This window comes from Pseudaquabacterium rugosum (genome assembly GCF_038066575.1).
Classification (GTDB): domain Bacteria; phylum Pseudomonadota; class Gammaproteobacteria; order Burkholderiales; family Burkholderiaceae_C; genus Pseudaquabacterium; species Pseudaquabacterium rugosum.
Map to the genome: position 1 here is coordinate 167,524 of NZ_JBBUTF010000004.1, position 21,809 is coordinate 189,332.

A 21,809-nucleotide genomic window follows, 5' to 3' on the forward strand; every position below is an offset into this window, starting at 1 on the left:
TCAGGCGGCCTCGTCGAGCCGCAGGCGCAGCACGCCGCTGCGCTCCCAGGCCTCGGCCTCGTCGCGCAGCAGGTGCAGCGTGCGCGGATGCTGGTCGGCCCAGGCACGCGGCACGCGCAGCCGGGCCTGGCGGCCGTCACGGCGGAAGGCCAGCAGCTGGCCATCGACCAGGCCGCGCGCGTGGCACTGGATCACCGCCAGCCGCAGCGCCATCAGCTGCCACGCGAAGCGTTCGCCGCTGAGCGCGGCCTCCAGCTTGCGCAGGCCGCCGCGCTGGCCCAGCGCGAGATCCGCCATGCGCCGTTGCTGGCTCTGCGAGAACCCCGGTGCGTCCACATGGCCGACCAGATAGGCGCAGTGGCGGTGGTGGTCGTGGTGCGAGACGCTCAGGCCGATCTCGTGCAGCGCGCAGGTCCAGGCCAGCTCGCGCCGGGCCTCGCCGTCGTCGCCGTCGGTCTGGCCGCAGGCGGTGTCGAACAAGGCCAGCGCGACATCGCCGACCCGGCTGGCCTGGGCGATGTCGACGTTGAAGCGGCGCTGCAGTGCGGTGACCGTCAGATCGCGCATGTCACCGCCGGCCTGGCCGCGTGCGGCTTCGTGGCGTTCGTGCAGGTCGATGATCACGCCCTGGCGCAGTGCGCCCTTGGCCGGTCGGATCGCCTGGATGCCGAAATGCGTGCACAGCGTGTGCAGCAGCGCCAGACCGCCACCGATGATCGGCTTGCGGTCCTCGCGCAGCGTCGGCAGCGACAGCGCATCGACATGGCCTGCGGCCAGGCACTGGCGGATGCACCAGTCCAGCCCCTCCGGCGTGATCGTCCCATCGGTGATGCCGGCGCCGGCCAGGATCTGGGACACCGCACCGGCCGTGCCCGATGAGCCCAGCGCCTCCTGCCATTGGCCGGCGGCGAAGGATTCCAGCGCTTCCTCGAGTTCGGCGCCGGCGGCGATCTGTGCCTGGCGGAAGCCGTCCTCGGTGTAGCGGCCGTCGGGGAACCAGCGCATCGACAGGCTGACGCTGCCGGTCTTGAACGATTCGGCCAGGCGCGGCGTGCGGCCGCTGCCCAGGATCATCTCGGTGCTGCGGCCGCCGATGTCGATGACCAGGCGTGGCACCTCGGAGGGTTGCAGAAAGGACACGCCGGCGTAGATCAGCCGTGCTTCCTCGCGCCCGGAGATGACCTCGATCGGATGGCCGAGCGCGGCCTCGCCACGGACCAGGAAGTCATCGCGGTTGCGGGCCTCGCGCAGCGTCTGCGTGGCCACCGCCCGGACCTGCGAGGGCATGAAGCCCTGCAGGCGCTGGGCGAAGCCCCGCAGGCACTCGAGGCCGCGCTGTGCCGCCTCTTCGGTCAGGTAGCCGTTGGCATCGAGCCCGCCCCCCAGGCGCACGGTCTGCTTGAGGTAGGCGATGCGCCGGTAGCGGCCCTGCTGCAGCTGGGCGATCTCGAGACGGAAGCTGTTGGAGCCCATGTCGATGGACGCCAGAGGCGTCCCGGGGCTCGGCAGGGAATGCGGCATGGATGCATGCTAACGCGGCCGGCGGCACGCCGCGGTGCGGCCGGCGGGACAGGGGGCTCCGACGCCCCGCCGATCATGGGGCGGCAGGGGCGTGCGTCGGCTTCGGGACCGAACCGGCCGGCGTCTCAGCGCACGACCAGCACCGGCAGCGTGCTGTGCGTGAGCACCTTCTGCGTCTCGCTGCCGATCAGCAGCGCGGCCACGCCGCGGCGGCCGTGCGAGGCCATCACGATCAGGTCGCAGCCGCGTTCGCGCGCATGTTCGAGGATAGCTTCCCACGGATGCAGGGCCTCGACGGTGGCGCCGTCGGCCGTGATGCCGGCCGCCCTGGCCGCGTCCAGCACGGCCTGCACGCGGCCGGTGGCCAGGCGCTCCTGCGCGTCGTAGTACTCCTGCGGCGGCACCGGCTGCATCTCGCTGATGGCGCTGTAGGGGAAGGGCTCCTTGACGCTCAGGGTGCTGAGCGCGGCGCCGCTCAGGCGGGCCAGTTGCACGGCCGACTGCACGGCCTTGGCGGTGATCTCCGAACCGTCGGTGGGAACAAGGATGCGGGTGTACATGGAGCAGCTCCTGCGAGGCGAGGGCAGCGGCCGTCGACATCTGCGGCGGCCGTCGGCCGGGCGGGGCCGGGCCACGGGATCACCGTGGCCACGGTGTGCGGCGCACCCAGTGTGCGTCGCCCCGGACCGTTCCAGTGTCGGACGATGCCGCGGCCATCGATTGACCCGCATCAAGCGTCGCGCAGGCGGTGTGGACGGCGGGCGTCCCGTCGTCGGCTCGCGGGTCGGGCGCGTGGTCGCGGCGGCGCTCAGTGCTCGCTGGCCGGATCGTCGGGTGCCTGCGGCAGCTGGCGGCGGCGCAGCAGCGTGGCCATGATGCCGGCGCTGACGATCAGCGCCATGCCGGCCACCGTCAGCGGCTCGAAGGGGTCGTCGAACAGCCAGGCACCGTAGATGCAGCTGAAGACGATGCCCAGGTACTGCAGGCTGGCATTGACCAGCGGCCGGCCGACCGCGTAGGCCCGCGTCAGCAGCAGCTGCGCGCTGGTGGCCAGCACACCGACGGTCAGCAGCAGCGCCGCGCCGCGCAGGCTGTGGCCATGCCATTGACCGACGGCCGTGGTCAGCGCCGCGCCGGCCGCCAGGCCGCCGAGCGAGAAGTAGAAGACGACGCGTTCCTCCGGTTCACCGACGCGGCCCAGTGCGGTCACCTGCAGATAGGCCAGCGCCGCCAGCATGCCCGAGGCCAGACCGCTGAGCGCGCCCCAGAGCTGTTCGCGATCCAGCGATGGCCGCAGCATCAGCACCACGCCCGCGAAACCCGCCAGCACGCTGCCGATCAGGCGGCCGTCGACGCGCTGGCCCTGCACCAGCACGGCGCCGCCGATCAGGAAAGCGGCCATCCAGACCGAGGACATGTAGTTCAGCGTCACCGCGGTGGCCAGCGGCAGCAGACTGAACGCGTGGAACCACAGCACCAGCGACGTGACGCCGACCGCACTGCGCCAGACATGCATCATCGGTACACGGGTGCGCAGCGTGACGCCGCGTCGGCGCGTCCATGCCCACAGCAGCAGTGCGCCGGTCAGGCCACGATAGAACACGATCTCGTCCGGCCCGTAATGGGCCGAGGCCAGCTTCACCGCCACCCCCATGGTGGCGAACAGGGCGCTGGCCAGCACCATCATCAGGGCAGCAGACATGGGCCGGGATTGTCGTCGGATCGCCTGCCGTACCGGGCGCGCGCCCCTGTCCACGGTCGTGGGAATGGGTGCGTTGAAAAAAATGGGGCGACGGGCTTGCGCGTCCGTCCAGAATCGGCATATACTGCTAGCTTACCGACGCGGAGTGGTGGTTCAGTTGGTTAGAATACCGGCCTGTCACGCCGGGGGTCGCGGGTTCGAGTCCCGTCCACTCCGCCAAGGTCACGAGCGCTGCTTGTGTCCGTCATGCGCCGCACGATGTGTGTGCTGATGGATGCAGAAGCGCCCTGTGGATGTGAAGCGCGCGTCGCAGATTCGCGCATCACGGCCTCAGGTTCCGGAATCCGGACAGTGGCGGCGTCGAAAAACAGTTGCTTCGGCAGTTGTAAGCTTCGAATGTTCTGCTAGAATCCTGGTTTCTTCCACGTGGAGTGGTAGTTCAGTTGGTTAGAATACCGGCCTGTCACGCCGGGGGTCGCGGGTTCGAGTCCCGTCCACTCCGCCAGATCTGAAAAAGGCCCCGATGCAAATCGGAGCCTTTTTTCATTTCTCGTGTTCTGTCTAGCCGATGCTGCTTGCTGGAGCACAAGAAAAAGCTTGTGACTCGATTCTTTTCTGCTATAGTCATAGGCTTGCTACCGGGGAGTGGTAGTTCAGTTGGTTAGAATACCGGCCTGTCACGCCGGGGGTCGCGGGTTCGAGTCCCGTCCACTCCGCCAGATCCGAAAAGGGCCTCGATGCAGATCGAGGCCCTTTTTCATTGCGCGGCCCGGATCTGCCGCGGGCCGTGTGTGGGCCGCGTGGGAGACAGGGCCCGTCGTCAGTCCAGTGCCCGATCCAGGTGGGTGTAGCCGCCATCGACGAACAGCCACTGGCCCGTCGTGTGCCCGGCCCGGGGCGACAGCGTGAAGACGACGCTGTCGGCGATCTCCCGCGGCAGTGTCATGCGCCGCTGCAGCGGAATGCGGCGTTCGATGGCCGCCCGGCGGGCCTCCGGATCGTCGAAGGTCTGCAGCCAACGCGCGTAGGACCCGGTCCAGACCTCGGCCGGCACGATGGCATTGACCCGGATGCCGTCGTCTCGCAGCGTGACGGCCCATTCCCGCGTCAGCGCCAGCAGGGCGCCTTTGGCGGCCACGTAGCCGCTGGTGTCTCCCTGCCCGGTCACCGCCGTCTTCGACGCGATGTTGACGATGGCGCCCCGGGCCTCGCGCAAGGGGCCCCGCAGTTCACGCGTCAGCACCATGGTGTGCAGCAGGTTGCGTTCGAGTGAACCGCGCCATGCCGCGGTGGGTGCGTCCAGGCCGATGCTGTCGTTGCCGCCGGCGTTGTGCACGAGACCGGCGAGCGCCAGCCCCTGTTCTTGCAGATGGTGCCGGACCTCGGCGGCGGCCCGCAGCAGTGCGGACTCGTCGTCGAGCGCGAGGGCCCAGCTGCGGCCACCCGGTGACGCGGCCTGAAGCGCGGCCTGTGTGGCGGCATCCGGCGCCTGCCGATCGAGGATCAGCGGCAGCGCGCCCTCCTCGAGCAGAACCTGCACGATCGCCGCCCCGATGCCCGCCGAGCCACCGGTGACCAGCACCGCCTTGCCACTCAATCCGAGATCCATGGTCGTTCTTCCGTGTCAGTGGCTGCCGGTACCGTCCGGCTGGCCGGTGGTGGGCGCTGGTGCATCGGCCCGCGGACCGCTGATGTCCAGGCCATAGAAGCGGACCGCATTGCCCGTGCGCACCGCCTGGCGCGCATCGGCGGCCAGGCTGTCGTCGATCAGCCTGTCGGCGCAGCTCAGCCAGCGGTCGTAGCCGCAGGCCAGGGTCAGGACCGGCCAGTCACTGCCCCACATCAGGCGGCCGGGTCCGAATGCCTGCAACAGGTGCTCCCAGACGGGCCGCAGCCGGGTCAGCGCGGCCTCGCCGCCCAGACGCGCCGCGCCGCCGGCCTCGGTGAGCAGTCCGCTGAACTTGCACATCAGCTGAGGGGCCTGGCCGAGCGTCGCGAGGCCGGTCTGCCAGCTCGCCCAGACGGGATCGTCCCGGTCCAGCGGGCGCGCCAGTGGTGGCTTGCCGGCGTGGTCGAGTACCACGGGCAGCTCGGGCCAATCGGCGACGAAGCGGCACAAGGCCGGCAGTTCACGCGGTGTGACCAGCGCGTCCAGGCGCAGGCCGAGCCGGATCAGCGTGCGCACCACCGCCGGATGGGGCGCCTGGGCGATCCAGTCGGCCTCGGGCAGGTCCTGCAGCATCGGCCGCACGCCCTTGAAGCGGGGATCACCGGCCAGTGCGTCGAGGGTGTCCACGCTGGCCGGGTCGCTCAGATCCACCCAGCCGACGACGCCGGCGATCCAGGGGTCTGCCGCGGCCAGGTCGAGCAGGAAACGGGTTTCGGCCACCGTCGGTGCGGCCTGGACCAGCACGCTGTGTCCGATGCCATGGGCCCGCGCCAGGGTCTTGAACTCCTCCGGCAGCACGTCCCGGCGCAGTGTGGACAGCGCGGGATCCGGGCCGTCCAGCCAGCCGTAGTCGCCGCGCGCCGGACGCCAGAGGTGGTGATGGCTGTCGATGCGTGGCCGCGGCGTCATGGGGCGATGCTCCGTGTGGGCGCGGAGGTCGATGCGCCCACCCACGGCCGCGCCGTCCGCGGTGTGGGGCTGCCGGTCGGCGGGCTCAGGCGGCGAGCTGCTGCGGTGGGCTGTCGCCGCTCAGGCTGTCGTGGGTGAGGTGCGCCGCTGCGGGGGGTATCGCGGGTCTGGCCCGCCACGGACATGCGGGCCACACCAGCGCATGCCCCAGCCCGGCCCAGCCCCGCTCGGCCAGTGTCCTGCCCAACAGCAGACCGGAGGCGACCGCGGTGCCGGCCACCCACAGGTAGAGCTGCAACAGCTCGGGCAGCGGAACCTGCGCCAGGGGCCGTGCCAGACCGAGGAAGGCGGCGAACAGCCAACTTGAGGAGCTCAGCGCGCCACAGCCCATCACCCAGCGCAGACGGGCCCGACTCAGGCGTACGCCACTGGCCAGCAGCGGGAAGGCCTGGCGGCTCAGCACGATGCCGTTGAGCGTGAGGGCCAGCACCACGACCAGCTTGGCCGCGATCTTGGGCTTGGCCGCCAGCATCGCCGGCGTGCCGCCGAGGTCGATCGCCACGACCGCCAGCCCGGTCAGCCACAGGGCGATCAACGAGCGGTGCACGCGCAGCCGCACGGCCGCGAGGTCCTCGCGTGCCAGGCGCCCCCAGAGCAGACGCCAGTCCGCCTGCAGCACATCGTGCAGCGCGAACACACAGGCCAGCAGGTGGGCGAACAGCAGGCCCAGGCGCAGCCCGGACATCCAGTCGAGAGGCAGGTTCACGATGCGTGACGACTCCGGAACAACGACACAGCGTGAGGGGAAGACCCTCAGCCTGACCGGCGGTGTGCACGATCATCACCTGAAAGAGGGACGGTGTTCAAGCCGGGCGTGGTGTGGATGTCATCCCTAGCTTGATGGGTGGACGGTCACGCCGCTGACGTGGAATGCAGCCAGCGCTCGGCCGTCGGCCGGTCCGGCATGCCGCCGAGTGCGCCACGTCCCTGTACCGACAGGGACGCGGCCGCATTGGCCAGCGTCAGCGCGTCTTCGAGCGCCTGTCCGCGGGCCAGCGCCGCGCACAACGCGCCATTGAAGGTGTCACCGGCGCCGACGGTGTCGACCACCGCCGGTACGCGGTGGCCGGCCCAGTGACGCGGCGGTCGATCCGGCCGCAGCAGCAGGCAACCGTCCGCGCCGAGGGTCACCACCACGGCCGCGCAGCCCCGGTCGAGCAGGCGCTGCGCGGCCTGCTCGACCGGGGCGTCCTCGCCCAGGCCCGCGAGCACGCGCACCTCGCTCTCGTTGGGGGTCAGCAGGTCGCAGGCGGCCAGCAGCGTGTCGGGCAGCGCGCGTGCCGGTGCCGGATTGAGCACCGTCAGCGGCCGTGAGGCGGCCGGCAGGGCGCGGGCGGCGGCAAAGGCCGTCTCGGTGGCGGCCGCAGGCACCTCGTTGGAGGCCAGCAGCACGCGGCAGGCCGCCAGTGGGCCGGCGGCGGCCTGCACCTGCTGCGCGCCCAGGCCGAGTCCCGCCCCGGCCGCGACGGCGATGCTGTTGTCGCCATCGTCGTAGACCAGGATCTGCGCGATGCCGCTGCGTTCGCCGGCGGCGATCTCGACCAGGCGGTGGTCGATGCCTTCGTCCGTCCACAGCTGCAGCGCCATGCGGCCGAAATCGTCGTCGCCGATGCGTGCGAGCACGGCGGTGCGTGCGCCCTGGCGTGCGGCGGCCACGGCGGCGTTGCTGCCCTTGCCACCGGAGCTGATCTCGAAGGCGTGGGCGGCCAGCGTCTCGCCGCGCGCCAGTGGCCGCGGCACACGGCAGACCAGATCGGCATTCCAGCTGGCGATGACGAGCACGTCGGTCGGCGCGTGGGCAGGGTGGTCGGACATCTCGGCGGGCAGGTGAGCGGTTGAAGGAGCGGCCTCAGCCGGCCGGCACATAACCCATCATCTGCGGCAACCACAGCACGATGGGCGGAAACAGCGTGATGACGAGCAGCAGCAGGATCAGCATCAGCAGGAAGCCGCGCCCCTCGCGCACCATGTCGCCGATCGGGATGCCGGCCAGCGCCTTGGTGACGAACAGCAGCATGCCGAAGGGCGGCGTGATCAGGCCGATCATCATGTTGAGCACGGTCAGCACGCCGAAATGGACCAGATCGATGCCGAGCGCCTTGACCGCCGGCAGCAGCATCGGCACGAACACCAGCAGCAGCACGCTGACATCGAGAAAGCAGCCGAGCGCCAGGAACAGGACGTTGACCATCAGCAGGAAGCCGATGCGGCCCAGGCCGAGCGCGTCGACCCATTGCGCCATCGCCTGCGGTACGCCCTCGGCGGTGAACGCGTAGTTCAGCACGTAGCTGCCGGCCAGGATGAGGGTGATGACGGCGCTGGAGCGGGTGCTCTCGGCCAGCACGCCCCACAGCGTGCGCCAGCTCAGCGCGCGGTAGACGACACCGGCCAGCAGCAGCGCGTGCAGCGCGGCCACGGCCGCGGCCTCCGTCGGCGTGAAGGCGCCGCTGTAGAGGCCGCCCAGCAGCACGATCGGCATCGACAGCGGCAGCGCGCCGCGCCACAGCACGGCCGGCCATTCGCGCAGCGGCACCGGTTCGTCGCGCGGCATGTCGCGCCGGCGGGCGATGACGGCCACCGTGGCCATCATCGTCAAGGCCATCAGCAGCCCCGGCACCACGCCGCCGAGGAACAACGCCCCGACCGAGGCCCCCGAGACCAGCGCGTAGATGACCATCGGGATCGACGGCGGGATCATCGGCCCCAGCGTGGCCGAGGCCACCACCACCGCCCCGGCGAAGCCCGGCGTGTAGCCCGGCTTCTTCAGCATCTGGCGGATGGTGACCAGGCCCGGGCCGGCGGCGTCGGCGATGGCGCTGCCGCTCATGCCCGAGAAGACGACGCTGACCAGGATGTCGACCTGGGCCAGGCCGCCGCGGAAGCGGCCGACCAGGATGCGGCAGAAATCGAACAGGCGCTCGCTGACGGTGCCCGCATTCATCAGGTTGGCCGCCAGCACGAACAGCGGCACGGCCAGCAGCACGTAGCTGTTGTAGAGGCCGTTGCAGATCTGTTCGGCCACCAGGCCGATGTCCTGGCCCTTGACCGCCAGGTAGGCGACGCCGGAGACGATCATCGAGAAGCCGATCGGCAGCCGCATCAGCAGGCCGGCGACCAGCACGAGGCCCAGCGCCCCCAGGGGATGGATGCTCATGGAAGGTACGGCAAGGAAAGGGGCGGGCGGACGCGCCGCTGACCGGTCATTGGGTGGGCACGCCGGCGTCCTCGAGATCGAGGCCGCGCAGCGCGCGCCAGATGCCGTGCAGGCTGCGCGCCACCAGCGAGATCAGCAGCAGCACGAAGGGCGCGTAGATCCACATGAAGGGGATCTCCAGCACCGGTGTGCGCTCGATGGCCATGTAGCTGACGTAGTCCCAGCTGGCCGGCAGCGCCCAGGCGGCCAGGCCGCCGAGCAGCAGCAGGGAGCTCACCCGCATCAGCTGCCGCGTGCGCCGCCCGGCGGCGTTCCACACCAGGTCGAAGACCACGTGTTCACGCTCGGGCACCAGGGTGGCCGCGGCCCACAGGATGACGACGACGTAGAGCGAGACGGCGACCTCGTCGGTCCAGGGCAGCGGCCGGTCGAAGCCGAAGCGCGCGGTGACCTGGACCAGGAAGACGAGGAACAGCGCGGTGAACAGCCCCACGCCGATGCCTTCGGCCGCCCGGTGGGCCAGCGCCGCCAGCCGGGTCAGCGGGCCGCTCGGGCCGCTCGATGCGGCATCGCCGCTGGCTGCTGCCGCGCCGGGGGTGGACGTGGGCTGGGGCTGTGGCGTGGCCATCGCGGCGGATCCGTCAGCGCGTGGCGTTGATGCGGTCGAGCAGGCCGGCCGGCCAGGCCTTGGCGATGTCGCTGCCCGCATAGGCCTGCTGCACGTGCTTGCGGAAGGCCTCGACATCGGGCGTCGTCACCGTCAGGCCCTGTTGGCGGAAGTAATCGACGATCTGCGCCTCCTCCTTGATCCGGCCTTCGTTGTTGAAGGCCGAGGCGGCGGCCGCGGCCGCGCGCACCTTCTGCTGCTGGGCCGGGGTCATCGCCGCCCAGGCCTTGTCGCTGATCGCGATGAAGATGCCGTCGACCAGGTGCTGGGTCAGCACCAGCTGCTTGGTGACCTCGTAGAACTTGGCCGCGCGCACCGTGGGCAGCGGGTTGTCCTGGCCGTCGATGGTGCCGGTCTTCAGGCCGAGGTAGACCTCGCCGAAGGCCAGCGGCGTGGCGGTGGCGCCGAGCGCCTCGCCCAGGAACAGCCATTCCTTGGAGCCCGGCATGCGCAGCTTGATGCCCTTGAGATCGGCCGGCGTGCGCACGGTGCGGGCCTCGCGCAGGTTGACCTGGCGGGTGCCCAGGTAGATCGGCGTCAGCAGCGTGACGGCCATCTTGTCGCTGGCCAGCTTGAACATCTCCTGGCCGATCGGGCCGCCGAACACCTTCTGCTGGTGCTGCGGGTCGCGGATCACGTAGCCGGCGGTGAAGATGCTGAACTCCGGCACCTGCTTGGCGATGTCGAAGGCCGAGATCGAGGACAGCTCCAGGTTGCCGCGGGCCATGGCCGCGGGCTCGGTGCCCTGCTTGAACAGCGTGGCGTTGAGGTTGATCTGGACGTCGAACTCGCCGGGCGCGGCCTTGTCCAGGTGGTCCTTGAACACCGTCCACATCTTGCCGTGCCAGTCCTCGGCCACGGCCGGGGTGGACACGCGCAGCAGCACCTTGGACTGGGCGGCCGCGGGGGCGCCCGACAGGCTGCCGGCCAGGGCGGCGGCGCAGGCGGCCAGGGTGCCTGCGGCGCGGCGACGGGTGATCGTGCTCATCGTTGTCTCCTCGGTTCAGCGGGTGGCCTCAGGCCACCTCGTCCACGGCCAGACCGCTGGCGGTCAGGTCCTCGCGCAGGCGCTGCAGGCCCGCGTCGTCGAGCGCCACCAGCGGCGCGCGCACGCGCAGCCACGACGCATCGCCGTCGCGCAGCGCCATGATGCCCTTGAGCGCCGGGATCAGCGCATAACCGCCCAGGCGGGCGAGCAGGGTGGTGATCTGCGTCAGGTCGGCCTCGGTGCTGCCGGCGTCGGGCGTGCAGACCAGCCGGTGCACGCGCCGCGGCCAGAAGTTGGCCAGACCGGAGACGGCGCCGGTGCTGCCCAGCCGGCCCATCGTCGGCAGATCGGGCTCGTTGCCCACGTGCACGGTGAGCTGCGGCATGAAGGCCGCGGCCAGGGCCAACGAATGCTCGCGCTGGCACTGGCTGTCCTTGATGCCGACGAAGACGCCCGGGTGCCGCGCCAGCAGCGTGCGGATCACCTCCTGCGACAGGCCCACGCCGGCCACCTGGGGGATGTGGTAGAGCATGATGCGCAGCCGCGGGTCGGCCACCTGTCCGACGATCCAGCTGTAGCTGTCGGCGATGCCGGCATCGCTGACGCCCTTGAAGTAGAACGGCGGCAGCATCAGGCAGCCCCAGGCGCCGATGGCCAGCGCGTGGCGGGTCAGGGCCAGGATGTCGGTCGGTGCGGCGGCGCTGGTGTGCACCAGGATGCGTGCGGCCGGGATGCCGCCGGCGACCAGGGCGTCGACGGCGGCGATGCGCTCGGCCACGCTGAAGGAGAGCCCTTCGCCGGTGGTGCCGAACGGGGTCACGCCGCCGGCGCCGGCGGCCAGCAGCGCGCGGGCATGGGTGGTCAGGCGCTCGTGGTCGATGCTCAGGTCGGCGTGCAACGGGGTCAGCAGGGCGGGCCAGATGCCGGGCAGGGAGGAGGTGGGTGCGGTCACGGTCGGGCAGGCGGCGCAGGCCGCGGGTTGGGTGTCGGTGGGGCGTCGGCCGCGGCCGCATCGGGCCGCGCGGTGGCTTCAGGCAAGGGCGGGCGCGGCAGGCCCAGCACGCGGCGGTGGGCACTGTCGATGTGGTGGCCGATGCGGCGCGCGACCTCGTCGGCATCGCGCGACTTGAGCGCCTCGATGAACCACAGGTGCTCGCGCATTGCCGGCACCAGGGCCTCGGGCGACAGCGTCGCGCCTTCCAGCCGGATCAGCCGCACGCGCAGGCTGTTGATGCGGTAGGTCTGCGACACCAGGTCGTTGCCCAGCGCATCGATCATCTGGTCGTGCAGGCCCCAGTCGATGGCGGTTGCGTCGTTCAGCAGCGTGTCGTCGATCGGGCCGTGGCTGGCGCGCGTGATGATGTCGAGGTGCGCCTGCTCGATGGCCTGCAGCTCGGCATCGCTGACGCTGGCCGCGTAGCGGCGGGCGGCCTCGCGTTCGAGCAGCAGGCGCAGGCCGAAGGCGTTGTTGACCAGGCGCACGTCGACCTGGGCGATCTGCAGCCCGCGCTGCGGCACGGTGCGCAGCAGGCCCTCGGCCTCCAGGCGCGGGATCAGCTCGCGCACGGCGCCCAGCGGCATGCCCAGCAGGGCCATCAGCTCGCGCTGGGAAACGAACTGCCCGGGCCGGATGTTGGCCTGCAGGATCTGCTGGCGGAAGTTCTCGTAGGCCTGGGCACGCAGCGTGCCGGTGGCGCAGGCGGGGTCGAGGGCGGACATCGGGTACGGTCGGAAACCGGGGGTGTGGCGCGGGTTGCCGTGGTGGCAGCGCGCTGACATGTTAGTCAGCACCGGCCATCGGCGGACCCGGGAGATCCCTGGTCCGACCCCGGCGCCCGGCGGCGTGACAGTCTGTCCCCGGCGCGTGACAGCGGCGGCGGGCCGGGTGCCCGGCCCGCGGGCCGTCGCTGCCGTGCGCCGCCGCGCGCTGCGCCCGTGCGTCCTGGGCAGGGCGCGGGTCCAGGCGGTGTTCCTGCCGCCGGCACCCGCCAGGGAACGGCTCTTGCTGTCAGGACCTGATGCCGATGCCGGCACCGGGCGCACAGCCCCGGGCCGGCCGGCGGACCGGCGACCGTCCATCGCCTGCGCCGGTCCTGCTGCGGAGACTGCTGATGAACCTGCTCGACTGCCCGACCATGACCGGTGCGCGCGCCCAGACGCCGCGGATCGCCGACACTGCGCGCCCGATGGACCGCCTGTTCGACCGCACCTTCGACCGCACCTGCCCGCCTGACGCCCTGACGGTTGCCGACGCCGCCGGGCGGGCGGCGGCCGCGCGCGACATGGGCGTCGAGATCGAGGCCGCCGGCCGCCTGCACCTGGGCTTCCTCGACCCGGCGGCGACGCTGGGCCGCCGCTACGGCAGCATCGGCCTGGTGATCGACGACCCGGTCGTGCGGCTGCGGCTGCGGCCGGCCGAGCGGGACGCGGTCCTGCTCGCCCCGGCGCTGGCCGCCGACGAGGCCGCGCTGGCGGCCGATGGCGCCGCCGATGTCTGCCGGTTGCAGACCTGGCTGGAGCGGCTGCGGGCGGCCAGCGGTCTGCGGACCCCGGTGGCCGTCGAGCTGGTGACGCGGCTGCCGGCCCATGCCGGCTTCGGCTCCGGCACCCAGCTGGCGCTGGCGCTGGCCCGCGGTTTTGCGCTCGTGCACGGCCTGGCTGTCGACACGCCGACGCTGGCGCGCTGGGTCGGCCGTGGCCTGCGCTCGGGCGTGGGCATCGCCGGCTTCGACCAGGGCGGCCTGCTGGTCGACGGCGGTCCGGCACCCGACGGCCGGCCGGCGCCGCTGCTGGCGCGGCTGGACCTGCCGGCCGACTGGCGGGTGCTGGTGGTCGGTGATCCGCGGCTGGCCGGGTTGTCCGGCCAGCGCGAGGTGCAGGCCATCGGCCAGTTGCCGCCGATGCCCGCGGCCAGCGCGGCCGAGATCTGCCACCGGGTGCTGATGCAGCTGCTGCCGTCCGCCGCGCAGCAGGATTTCCCGTCCTTCGCCGAGGCGATCACCGTGATCCAGGCCCGGCTCGGCGCGCATTTCGCCCCGGCCCAGGCCGGCAGCGCCTACACCAGCGCCGCGGTCGGCCGCCTGCTGGAGGCGCTGCGCGCCGAGGCCGGTGCCGGCATCGGCCAGAGCAGCTGGGGCCCCACCGGTTTCGCCTTCTTCCCCGATGCGGTGCAGGCCCGTGCGGCGCTCGCCGCCGTCGAGCAGGCCGGCCGGCTCGATCCGGCCCTGCGCCTGGATCTGGTCGGCGCGCGCAACCACGGCGCACGCTGGCAACCGGCCGGCTGAGACCGCGCCCGGCCCGGCCTGGCCCGGCCGCTCCTTCCGACCCGATCCGATCCGATCCGACCCGGCGCTCCGCGCCCCGACCGACCCGCAGACCCCGCCGCCATGGAACGCCCCTACATCCTCCACATGTTCACCCCGGGCCGCCAGATGAGCCCGTTCGACATCAACATGGCCGCCGACGCCGGCTGGCAGATGGTCGTGCCCTATGCCGAGTGCGGGCTCGACGCGATCGCCGGCCTGACCCAGGACACCATCTTCTCGCGCGGGCCCAAGGGCGTGGCCCGCACCGGCATCTTCATCGGTGGACGTGACGCGCTGCTGGCCGCCGACATGCTGGACCGCGCGGCCGGCGCGATGGTGCCGCCCTTCGTCGTCTCGCTGATGGCCGATCCGAGCGGCGCCTACACCACCGCCGCGGCGATGGTCGCCTGCACCGAGGCCGCCTTGCAGCGCCAGGGCCGCGGCCTGGCCGGCCAGCGCGTGGTCATCCTCGGCGGCATGGGGCCGGTGGGCCGCATCTGCGGCGTGCTGGCGGCGCAGGCCGGCGCCTCGGTCGCGCTGTCCAGCCGCCAGGGCATCGATGCGGCCGAGGAGGCCGCGCGCCAGACGGCCACGCGCTTCGGCGTCGCGCTCGAAGGCGTCAGCGGCGGGGACCGCGCCGCGGTGCGCGCCTCGGTGGCCGAGGCCGACGTGGTGCTGGCCTGCGCCGCCGCCGGCGTGCAGGTGCTGTCGGCCGAGGACCTGGCCTGCGCGCCGCGCCTGGCCGTGGCCGCCGACGTCAACGCCGTGCCGCCGGCCGGCATCGCCGGACTGGGCGTGATGGACCACGCGGTGCCCCTGGCCGGCACCTCGGCGCTCGGCATCGGCGCGCTGGCCATCGGCAACGTCAAGTACCAGACCCAGCACCGGCTGCTGCAGGCCATGCGCGAGACGGTCACGCCGCTGCGCCTGGGCCATGCCGAGGCTTTCGACAGGGCCCGTCAGGTGCTCGCGACGACCACCTGACGCGCGGTCCGTGCGGCCACGCCGCCACCGTTCGGGTGCACACTGTGCCCGCGCGGCCGGCGCCACCGGTCGTCTCCCGACCTTCACGGTTCACGATGTCCCTGTTGCTGCGTCCTGCCACCGCGCACACCCGTGCACCCCTGCGACTGGCCGTGCTCGGGCTGTCGGCCCGCCAGCTGGCCGAGCGCGCGCGCGAGGAAGGCTGTGAGGTGGTGCTGGCCGCCGACCTGTTCGGCGATGCCGACACCCGGCGCGCCAGCCGCCGCTGGTGCGATCTGCGCCTTCAGGCCGACGAGACGGTGCAGCCCGGCCTGGAGGCCGGGTTGCAGTTGTCGGAGCCGGGCTTCGCGGCCGCGCTGCGCCAGGCCCGGGCGGCCGGTGCGGCCGGCTGGCTGGCCGGTGCCGGTTTCGAGGCCCAGCCGCGGCTGCTGGCGCTCGGTGCGCGGCTGCTGCCGCTGTTCGGCACGCCGCCGCTGGCCCAGCAGGCGGTGCGCCGGCCGCAGGCCTTCTTCGGCCTGCTGGCGCGCCACGGTCTGCCGCACCCCGACTGGTTGCCGCTGCCGGCCACCGACGAGGAGATCGCTGCCCTCGGCAGCGGCTGGCTGCTCAAGCAGGCCCATGCCAGCGGCGGCGCCCATGTGCGGCGCTGGCAGCTGGGCGAGCCGGCGCCCGCCGCGGGCTGGGCCGAGGGCAGCTATCTGCAGCGCCACATGCCCGGCCAGCCGATGTCGGCCACCTTCGTCGCCGATGGCCACGTCGCCGAGCTGTTGGGCTACAACCGGCAGATCGTCGCCGGGCGCGGCGCGCGGCCGTGGCGTTTCGCCGGCGTGATCGGGCCGCTGCCGGTGCCCGCCGCGGTGCGCTCGGTGATCGAGCAGGCGCTGGCGGTGCTGGTGCCGGCCTTCGGCCTGCGCGGCTTGTGCAGCCTGGACTTCCTGTGGGACGGCCACGGCCTGCCGCAGCTGCTGGAGGTCAACGCACGGCCGCCGGCCAGCCTGGCGCTGTATCCGCAGGCCGCGCCGCTGAGTGCCCATCTGGCCGCCTGCTGGCCGCCGGTCGACGACGCCGGCACGCCGGCCTGGCCGGCCAGCCCGGTGGCGGCGATCGCCCGTGCCGTCGCCACCCTGGCGCCGGCCGAGACGTCCGCCGGTGAGCGCGCCGGGGCGGCGGTGCTGCGCGGCGATGGCCTGCCCGCCAGCGACACGCTGCCGCAGGCCGAGGCAGGGGCCTGGATCGGCCTGTGTGGCGGCGGTGCGCCCGGCCACGGACCGGCGCCCGTCCGTGGCCTGCGGCCGCCGGCCGGGCCGGCCACCTTGCGCGGTCTGCGCCTCGTCTGTGCCTTGCAGGGCCTGACCTGCACGCCCGCGCTCGCCAACGCCCTGGCGGCCCAGCCGGGCTGCCACGATCTGCCTCAGCCCGGCGCCTGGCTGCCGGCCGGCCAGCCGGTGTGCAGCATCAGCGCCATCGGTGTCGACGAGGGTTCGCTGCAGGACCAGCTGCAGCAGCGCGCGCTCGGCGTGCAGCGTCTGCTGGAGCGCCACGCACGGGCCGGCGACGCCGCGGCCGCACCGGCGTCGGCCTCGCCTTCGCCTTCGCCTTCGCCGGTGGTGTCCGATCCGTCCGCCTCTCCCTCGCCGTCCGCCATCCCGTCGACGGTGGCGCCGACCACCGGTTGACCGCCGCCTCCACCCGCCCGGCCCACCGCGCCGTCCACCCGAGTCCATCCGATGTCCAGCCCGCAGCCTCCCGCCGTCCCCCTCACAGATGCCCCGCCGATCACGCCCCATCTGAGCGTGAACGCCGGCGGCAATGCGCTGACCCTGCGTCTGCTGCACCAGTGCGATGAGCTCGGGCTGCAGGTCAGCAGCGGCCCGTCGGGCTGCACGATCATCGATGCCGGCCTGCAGGCGCCGGGCAGCGTGGCCGCCGGTCTGCTGATCGGCGAGATCTGCATGGGCGGGCTGGGCTCGGTCGGCCTGGTGCCGGGTGCGCAGCACGGCTGGCCGGCCTGGCTGGAGGTGCACAGCGCGCAGCCGGTGCTGGCCTGTCTGGGCAGCCAGTACGCCGGCTGGAGCCTGGCCGCGACGAAGGAGGAGACCGGTGGCCGCCGCTTCTTCGCGTTGGGCTCCGGCCCGGCGCGCGCGCTGGCCGGCAAGGAGGACCTGTTCCGTGAGCTGGCCTACCGCGACCGGGCGGATGCCGCCGTGCTGGTGCTGGAGGTCGATCGCCTGCCGCCGCAGGTCATCATCGACAAGCTGGTGCGCGACTGCGGCGTGCCGCCCGAGCAGCTGACGCTGATCATCACGCCCACCACCAGCCGGGCCGGCACCACCCAGGTCGTCGCCCGCGTGCTGGAGGTGGCGATGCACCGGGCCCACGCGCTCGGCCATACGCTGGCCGACATCGTCGAGGGCAGCGCCTGCGCGCCGCTGCCGGCCCCCTCGGCCGACGGTCTGGTGGCGATGGGCCGCACCAACGACGCCATCCTCTACGGCGGCCAGGTGCACCTGATGGTGCGCGGCAGCGAGGCGGCCGCGCAGCAGCTCGCGCGTGATCTGCCCTCGGGCAACTCGCCGGCCCACGGCCGCTCCTTCGCCGAGCTCTTCGCCGAGGCCGGCCACGACTTCTACAAGATCGATCCGGGCCTGTTCGCGCCGGCCGAGGTCTGGGTCAGCCACCTGGACAGCGGCCGCACCTGGCATGCCGGCGGCCTGCAGATGGACCTGCTGCACCGGCTGTGGATGGAAGCGGCCTGAAGGCGATCACCTGCGCTGTTTGCGCCACCTGCGCAGCCCGCACCGCCCGGCCACGGCCCCGGCCGCATCGGTGAGCCGGAGCGGCGGATCTTGCCCGCCGGTCGCTGTCCAGCCCCTGAGATGACCCGTCACCCGAGGAGAGCAGCCGCATGCGCGTGGCGATCATGACCGACGAGACCGGCTGGCACACCCGCCAGCTGCAGGCCGCGCTGCGCCAGCGCGGCGCCCAGGGCCGCTGCGTCGATCTGGCCGACTGCCACATCGACACCACCGCGGCCTGGCACGGGCTGCAGATTCCGGGCTTCGGCCGTGGCCTGCCCGACGCGGTGCTGGTGCGCGGCATCGCCGGCGGCAGCTTCGAGCAGGTCACGCGCCGGCTGGGCGTGCTGCACGCGCTGCGCGAGCTGGGCGTGCCGGTCTACAACGACGCCCGCGCGATCGAGCGCAGCGTCGACAAGAGCATGACCAGCCTGCTGCTGCATGCCGCCGGGGTCAGCGCCCCGCCGACCTGGGCGCTGGAGGACGTGGCGCTGGCGCGGCGCATCGTGCTGCGTGAGATGGCGGCCGGCCATGCGCTGGTGCTCAAGCCGCTGTTCGGCTCGCAGGGCAAGGGCCTGGTGCTGATCGGGGATCCCGCGCGTCACGGCCCTCAGGCCCGGCCGGCGCTGCCGCCGCTGGAGAGCGGCTACGGCCGGCTGGCCTATCTGCAGCGCTTCATCCCGCCGCAGGCCGAGCCCGGCCATGACTGGCGGGTGATGGTGGTCGGCGGGCGGGCGATCGCCGCCATGCGGCGCATCAGCGCCCACTGGGTGCACAACGTGGCCCAGGGCGCCCGCTGCGAGGCCGCCGCGCTGACGCCGGCACTCGCCCTGCTGGCCGAACAGGCCGCTGCGGCCTTGCAGATGGACTACGCGGGCGTGGACATCATGCCCGGCCCGGCGGGGGCGGCCGGTGGCCCGGATGCGCTGCAGGTGCTGGAGGTCAACGGCGTGGCCGCCTGGCAGGGCCTGCAGCGGGTGACACCGTTCCCGATCGCCCGCGCGCTGGTCGATGATCTGCTGGACCGGCGCTGCGCCGGCCTCGCGACGGCCAGCCCCGTGCAGCGCTGCGCGTGAGCGTCAGGACGACGCACGGGTGAGGGTCTTGCGGCGGGTCGCGCTGTCACACCCCCTCAGGCCCCCTCACACCCCGTCACCGTCCGCCGTCCCTCGTCGCCTCGCCCCGTTCCGCCCGTCGACGTCCCTGCCACGCGCCATCGGCTCGCGCCTTCCCGCGACCACCTTCCCGCGCCACGCCCACCTGACCGCCGTCCACCTGACCGATGCCCACCGACACCTGCCCGTCACCCCCGCCCACCCCCGCCGCCACACCCGGCCTGGACCTGCAGGCCGCCCGCGCGCTGCTGAGCGCCTGCGGCTGGGACGTGGCCGTCTGCAAGCCCGGCAACGTCAGCATCGGGCGCGACGGCCACCGCATGGTCGCGCGCCAGTTCCTCGACAGCGCGCAGGCGGTGGTGCCGGCACTGTGCACGGCCGGCCGGCCGGTGGGCCGCCGTGTGCATCTGGCCATGAGCGCCAGCCTGGCGGCCGCCGGCTGCAACACCAACCTCGGCATCGTGCTGCTGGCCGCGCCGCTGCTGGCCGCGCACGAACGCCTGGTCGGGCAGCCGGCGGCCGCACGCGACGACATCGCCTGGCGCGCGGCCTTGCAGCAGGTCTGCGCGGCGCTCGACCGGGCCGATGCCGCCGAGGCCTGTGCCGCGATCGCGATGACCCAGCCCGGCGGCCTGGGCCGGCTGCCCGAGCACGACGTGCAGGCCCCTCCCACGCTGGCGCTGCAGCCGCTGATGGCGCTGGCCGCGCCGCGCGACCGCATCGCCGCCCAGTACCGTGACGGCGGCCGCGAGCTGTTCGACATCGGTCTGGCCGCCTGGCGGGCGACCGCGGCGCAACCGCCCGCCCGGCGCGTGATGCAGGTCTGGCTGGCCTGGATGGCCAGCGGGCCCGATTCACACATTGTGCGAAAACACGGCGAGACGCTGGCACACACTGTCATGGCCGCGGCGCAGCGCTGGCGGGACCGGCTGCAGGCCGGTGAGCAGCCGGATCTGCCGGGCGCCTGCGCCGACGACTGGCTCGACTGGGACCGCTCACTCAAGCAGGCAGGCCTCAACCCGGGCACCTGCGCCGATCTGACCGTGGCCACGCTGCTGCTGGCTGCCGTGCGGGATGAGGATCTTCCCGTACCCCCGGTCGCGTGGCACGGAACGTGATTGAAGTTGCTTCGCGCCGCACCCGCGGCGAGCCTGTCCACTACCCTGACAACCGCTCACAGGAGATCAAGCACCATGGCAAAGATTGACCGCATGATGGTCGGCGAGTCGCTGGTCGGCGATGGCAACGAAGTCGCCCACATCGACCTCATCATCGGCCCGCGCGGCACGCCGGCGGAGTCGGCCTTCGCCAATGCGCTGGTGAACAACAAGGACGGCTTCACCGCCCTGCTGGCCGTCGTCGCACCGAACCTGATGTGCAAGCCGGCGACCGTGATGTTCAACAAGGTCACGATCAAGGGCGCCAAGCAGGCCGTCCAGATGTTCGGCCCGGCCCAGCGCGGCGTGGCCATGGCCGTGGCCGATTCGGTCGAGGACGGCACCATCCCGGCCGACGAGGCCGACAACCTGTTCGTCTCGGTCGGCGTCTTCATCCACTGGCTGGCCGAGGACGACAAGAAGATCCAGGACTACAACTACCGCGCCACCAAGGAAGCTCTGGCGCGCGCCGTCGGCAACTCGCCGACCGCCGCCGAAGTCGTGGCCAAGAAGGGCTCGTCGGCCCATCCGTTCGCCGCGGGCTGACAGCCCTCGGGTGACGGGGCGCCGCGCATCCGGCGGCGCTCCGTTCCGTGCACGGTCGCGGTGCTGGCCAGGGGGCGGCACCGCGGCAAGCAGGTCAGCCGGAGTCTGCCCCGGCTGGTCGATGTTCAAGGGCCTGGCGGCTTGCCGGGCCCTTTTTTTCTGCCGCTCGGACTGAGGTGAGGCGAGGCTGCCCGGCCCGGCCCGGCCCGGCCGTTCCGGGCCGCGGGCGCCTGCCGCGGCGCAGGGCCGCGCGTCGGTCGTCGGTCGTTCAGCGGCGCTCGGGCACCATGCCCGCGCCGATCAGGCTGAGCACCGGGGTCGCCCCGTGCGGTGTGGCGGTGCCGGCCCGGGGGGCGGCCTCCCGCTCGATCTGCACGCCGACGGCGGCCAGATCCGGGAACTTCTGCGGCTTGACCACCTTCACGCGCACCCACGCGGCGCCGAACTCGCCGATCGTGATGTCGCAGATCGCCTCGGCGAAGGCCTCCAGCAGCTGGATGCGGTGCTCGGCCGCCAGGCGCAGCAGGCGCTCGCGCAGCATGCCGTAGTCGATGGTGTCGGCGATCTGGTCGGTGTCGCAGGCGCGGGCACGCGGCAGGCCGGCGACGACGTCGATGACCAGCGGCTGCGGCACGTGCAGCTCGCTGACATGGATGCCGATCACCGTCTCCAGGCGCAGGCCTTCGATCAGGATCAGGTCGAGGGCAGGGCTGACAGCGGTCATCGGGCCGGATTCGGATGCGGGGCGGGCTGCGGAGACGAAGGCCATGGTGAGGGGCACCGGCGAAGGCGCGAGGGCTGGGGCGGGGCAGGGGGCGGGGTGCGGACCGGTGCGGCCGGCCATGGACAGGCGGGGCCGCGCGGCACCCGTCGGAGGGCCCACCGGCGCAAATTATGGGCCAGGGGTGTGGCCCGGCGATCGGTGCCGGCCCTGTGGACGGCAGGCGGGCGACGCAGTCCGCACGATCCACGTCGCGTGCAGGCTGTCCCCGGGCCCGGCGGCTGCGGACGGCGATGGATCGCCGGTGTCGGCGGCGATGCCGGTGCCGGTGTCGGTGTCGGTGTCGGTGTCGGTGCCGACACGCTGCCACGGCCGGTGCTCGGCGCCACTGTGCGGCCGGGCCTGCGGGCTCGGCGTTTCCCCGCACGGTGAAGGGCCGTGCCGCCGCCCAAAATCCGCGTGCCTGCCCGGTTCTGTGGCCCGTCCGCGCGCCTGCAGCCCCGTGTGGCCAGGACC

At 72.8% G+C, this 21,809-nt stretch carries 20 protein-coding genes and 3 tRNA genes; 10 read left to right on the forward strand and 13 right to left on the reverse strand.

From position 1 onward, the window contains the following. The 3 genes from AACH11_RS05055 to AACH11_RS05065 all read right to left on the reverse strand — a co-directional run bounded on the left by AACH11_RS05055 (position 1) and on the right by AACH11_RS05065 (position 3,223). Positions 1-1,521: a Ppx/GppA phosphatase family protein gene (locus AACH11_RS05055; RefSeq protein WP_341373113.1), complete on the reverse strand. Its 1,521-nt coding sequence runs from the start codon at positions 1,519-1,521 to the stop codon at positions 1-3. Between the two features lie 125 nt (positions 1,522-1,646). Continuing rightward, positions 1,647-2,081: a universal stress protein gene (locus tag AACH11_RS05060; RefSeq protein WP_341373114.1), complete on the reverse strand. Its 435-nt coding sequence runs from the start codon at positions 2,079-2,081 to the stop codon at positions 1,647-1,649. Between the two features lie 248 nt (positions 2,082-2,329). Continuing rightward, positions 2,330-3,223, reverse strand: a complete 894-nt coding sequence (locus AACH11_RS05065) for a DMT family transporter (protein ID WP_341373115.1) — start codon at positions 3,221-3,223, stop codon at positions 2,330-2,332. 142 nt (positions 3,224-3,365) lie between these two features. Here AACH11_RS05065 and AACH11_RS05070 point away from each other — a divergent pair. From AACH11_RS05070 to AACH11_RS05080, 3 genes are all read left to right on the forward strand, one after another. Beyond that, positions 3,366-3,442, forward strand: a tRNA-Asp gene (locus AACH11_RS05070). A gap of 209 nt (positions 3,443-3,651) precedes the next feature. After that, a tRNA-Asp gene (locus AACH11_RS05075) sits at positions 3,652-3,728 on the forward strand. A gap of 137 nt (positions 3,729-3,865) precedes the next feature. Further along, positions 3,866-3,942, forward strand: a tRNA-Asp gene (locus AACH11_RS05080). 101 nt (positions 3,943-4,043) lie between these two features. On the opposite strand, the gene AACH11_RS05085 is transcribed toward AACH11_RS05080, so the two are convergent. From AACH11_RS05085 to AACH11_RS05125, 9 genes are all read right to left on the reverse strand, one after another. After that, complete coding sequence (locus tag AACH11_RS05085; protein WP_341373116.1) at positions 4,044-4,832, reverse strand: L-fucose dehydrogenase; 789 nt, start codon at positions 4,830-4,832, stop codon at positions 4,044-4,046. 15 nt (positions 4,833-4,847) lie between these two features. Continuing rightward, on the reverse strand, positions 4,848-5,801 hold the full coding sequence (locus AACH11_RS05090; RefSeq protein ID WP_341373117.1) for an amidohydrolase family protein: 954 nt from the start codon (positions 5,799-5,801) through the stop codon (positions 4,848-4,850). Positions 5,802-5,886: 85 nt separating this feature from the next. Continuing rightward, positions 5,887-6,567, reverse strand: coding sequence for a hypothetical protein (locus AACH11_RS05095; RefSeq protein ID WP_341373118.1), 681 nt, complete (start codon positions 6,565-6,567; stop codon positions 5,887-5,889). A 146-nt stretch (positions 6,568-6,713) separates the two neighbouring features. Then, positions 6,714-7,676, reverse strand: coding sequence for a ribokinase (locus AACH11_RS05100; RefSeq protein WP_341373119.1), 963 nt, complete (start codon positions 7,674-7,676; stop codon positions 6,714-6,716). Positions 7,677-7,710: 34 nt separating this feature from the next. Continuing rightward, positions 7,711-9,015, reverse strand: a complete 1,305-nt coding sequence (locus tag AACH11_RS05105) for a TRAP transporter large permease (RefSeq protein WP_341373120.1) — start codon at positions 9,013-9,015, stop codon at positions 7,711-7,713. 46 nt (positions 9,016-9,061) lie between these two features. After that, positions 9,062-9,643, reverse strand: a complete 582-nt coding sequence (locus AACH11_RS05110) for a TRAP transporter small permease (protein ID WP_341373121.1) — start codon at positions 9,641-9,643, stop codon at positions 9,062-9,064. Positions 9,644-9,656: 13 nt separating this feature from the next. After that, positions 9,657-10,670, reverse strand: a complete 1,014-nt coding sequence (locus AACH11_RS05115; RefSeq protein WP_341373122.1) for a sialic acid TRAP transporter substrate-binding protein SiaP — start codon at positions 10,668-10,670, stop codon at positions 9,657-9,659. Positions 10,671-10,698: 28 nt separating this feature from the next. Continuing rightward, positions 10,699-11,622 carry a dihydrodipicolinate synthase family protein gene (locus AACH11_RS05120; protein WP_341373123.1) on the reverse strand — a complete coding sequence of 308 codons (924 nt, stop codon included), beginning with the start codon at positions 11,620-11,622 and terminating at the stop codon, positions 10,699-10,701. Further along, positions 11,619-12,389: a GntR family transcriptional regulator gene (locus AACH11_RS05125; protein WP_341373124.1), complete on the reverse strand. Its 771-nt coding sequence runs from the start codon at positions 12,387-12,389 to the stop codon at positions 11,619-11,621. Before AACH11_RS05125 ends, AACH11_RS05120 begins: the two co-directional genes overlap by 4 nt. A gap of 392 nt (positions 12,390-12,781) precedes the next feature. On the opposite strand from AACH11_RS05125, the gene AACH11_RS05130 reads away from it, so the two are divergent. The 7 genes from AACH11_RS05130 (at position 12,782) to fae (ending at position 20,572) form a co-directional block, all read left to right on the forward strand. After that, positions 12,782-13,954 (forward strand): beta-ribofuranosylaminobenzene 5'-phosphate synthase family protein, encoded by a 1,173-nt coding sequence (locus AACH11_RS05130; RefSeq protein ID WP_341373125.1) that lies wholly within the window; start codon positions 12,782-12,784, stop codon positions 13,952-13,954. 102 nt (positions 13,955-14,056) lie between these two features. Continuing rightward, complete coding sequence (locus tag AACH11_RS05135; RefSeq protein ID WP_341373126.1) at positions 14,057-14,959, forward strand: NAD(P)-dependent methylenetetrahydromethanopterin dehydrogenase; 903 nt, start codon at positions 14,057-14,059, stop codon at positions 14,957-14,959. A 95-nt stretch (positions 14,960-15,054) separates the two neighbouring features. Continuing rightward, positions 15,055-16,635, forward strand: coding sequence for an ATP-grasp domain-containing protein (locus tag AACH11_RS05140; protein WP_341373127.1), 1,581 nt, complete (start codon positions 15,055-15,057; stop codon positions 16,633-16,635). A gap of 51 nt (positions 16,636-16,686) precedes the next feature. Continuing rightward, positions 16,687-17,715, forward strand: coding sequence for a methenyltetrahydromethanopterin cyclohydrolase (gene mch, locus AACH11_RS05145; protein WP_423228692.1), 1,029 nt, complete (start codon positions 16,687-16,689; stop codon positions 17,713-17,715). A gap of 149 nt (positions 17,716-17,864) precedes the next feature. Continuing rightward, positions 17,865-18,830 (forward strand): ATP-grasp domain-containing protein, encoded by a 966-nt coding sequence (locus tag AACH11_RS05150; protein ID WP_341373129.1) that lies wholly within the window; start codon positions 17,865-17,867, stop codon positions 18,828-18,830. A 206-nt stretch (positions 18,831-19,036) separates the two neighbouring features. Beyond that, positions 19,037-19,987: a triphosphoribosyl-dephospho-CoA synthase gene (locus AACH11_RS05155; RefSeq protein WP_341373130.1), complete on the forward strand. Its 951-nt coding sequence runs from the start codon at positions 19,037-19,039 to the stop codon at positions 19,985-19,987. A gap of 75 nt (positions 19,988-20,062) precedes the next feature. Next, complete coding sequence (gene fae, locus AACH11_RS05160; protein WP_341373131.1) at positions 20,063-20,572, forward strand: formaldehyde-activating enzyme; 510 nt, start codon at positions 20,063-20,065, stop codon at positions 20,570-20,572. A gap of 268 nt (positions 20,573-20,840) precedes the next feature. On the opposite strand, the gene AACH11_RS05165 is transcribed toward fae, so the two are convergent. Continuing rightward, positions 20,841-21,296 carry a dihydroneopterin aldolase gene (locus AACH11_RS05165; RefSeq protein WP_341373132.1) on the reverse strand — a complete coding sequence of 152 codons (456 nt, stop codon included), beginning with the start codon at positions 21,294-21,296 and terminating at the stop codon, positions 20,841-20,843. Between the last annotated feature and the right edge of the window lie 513 nt (positions 21,297-21,809).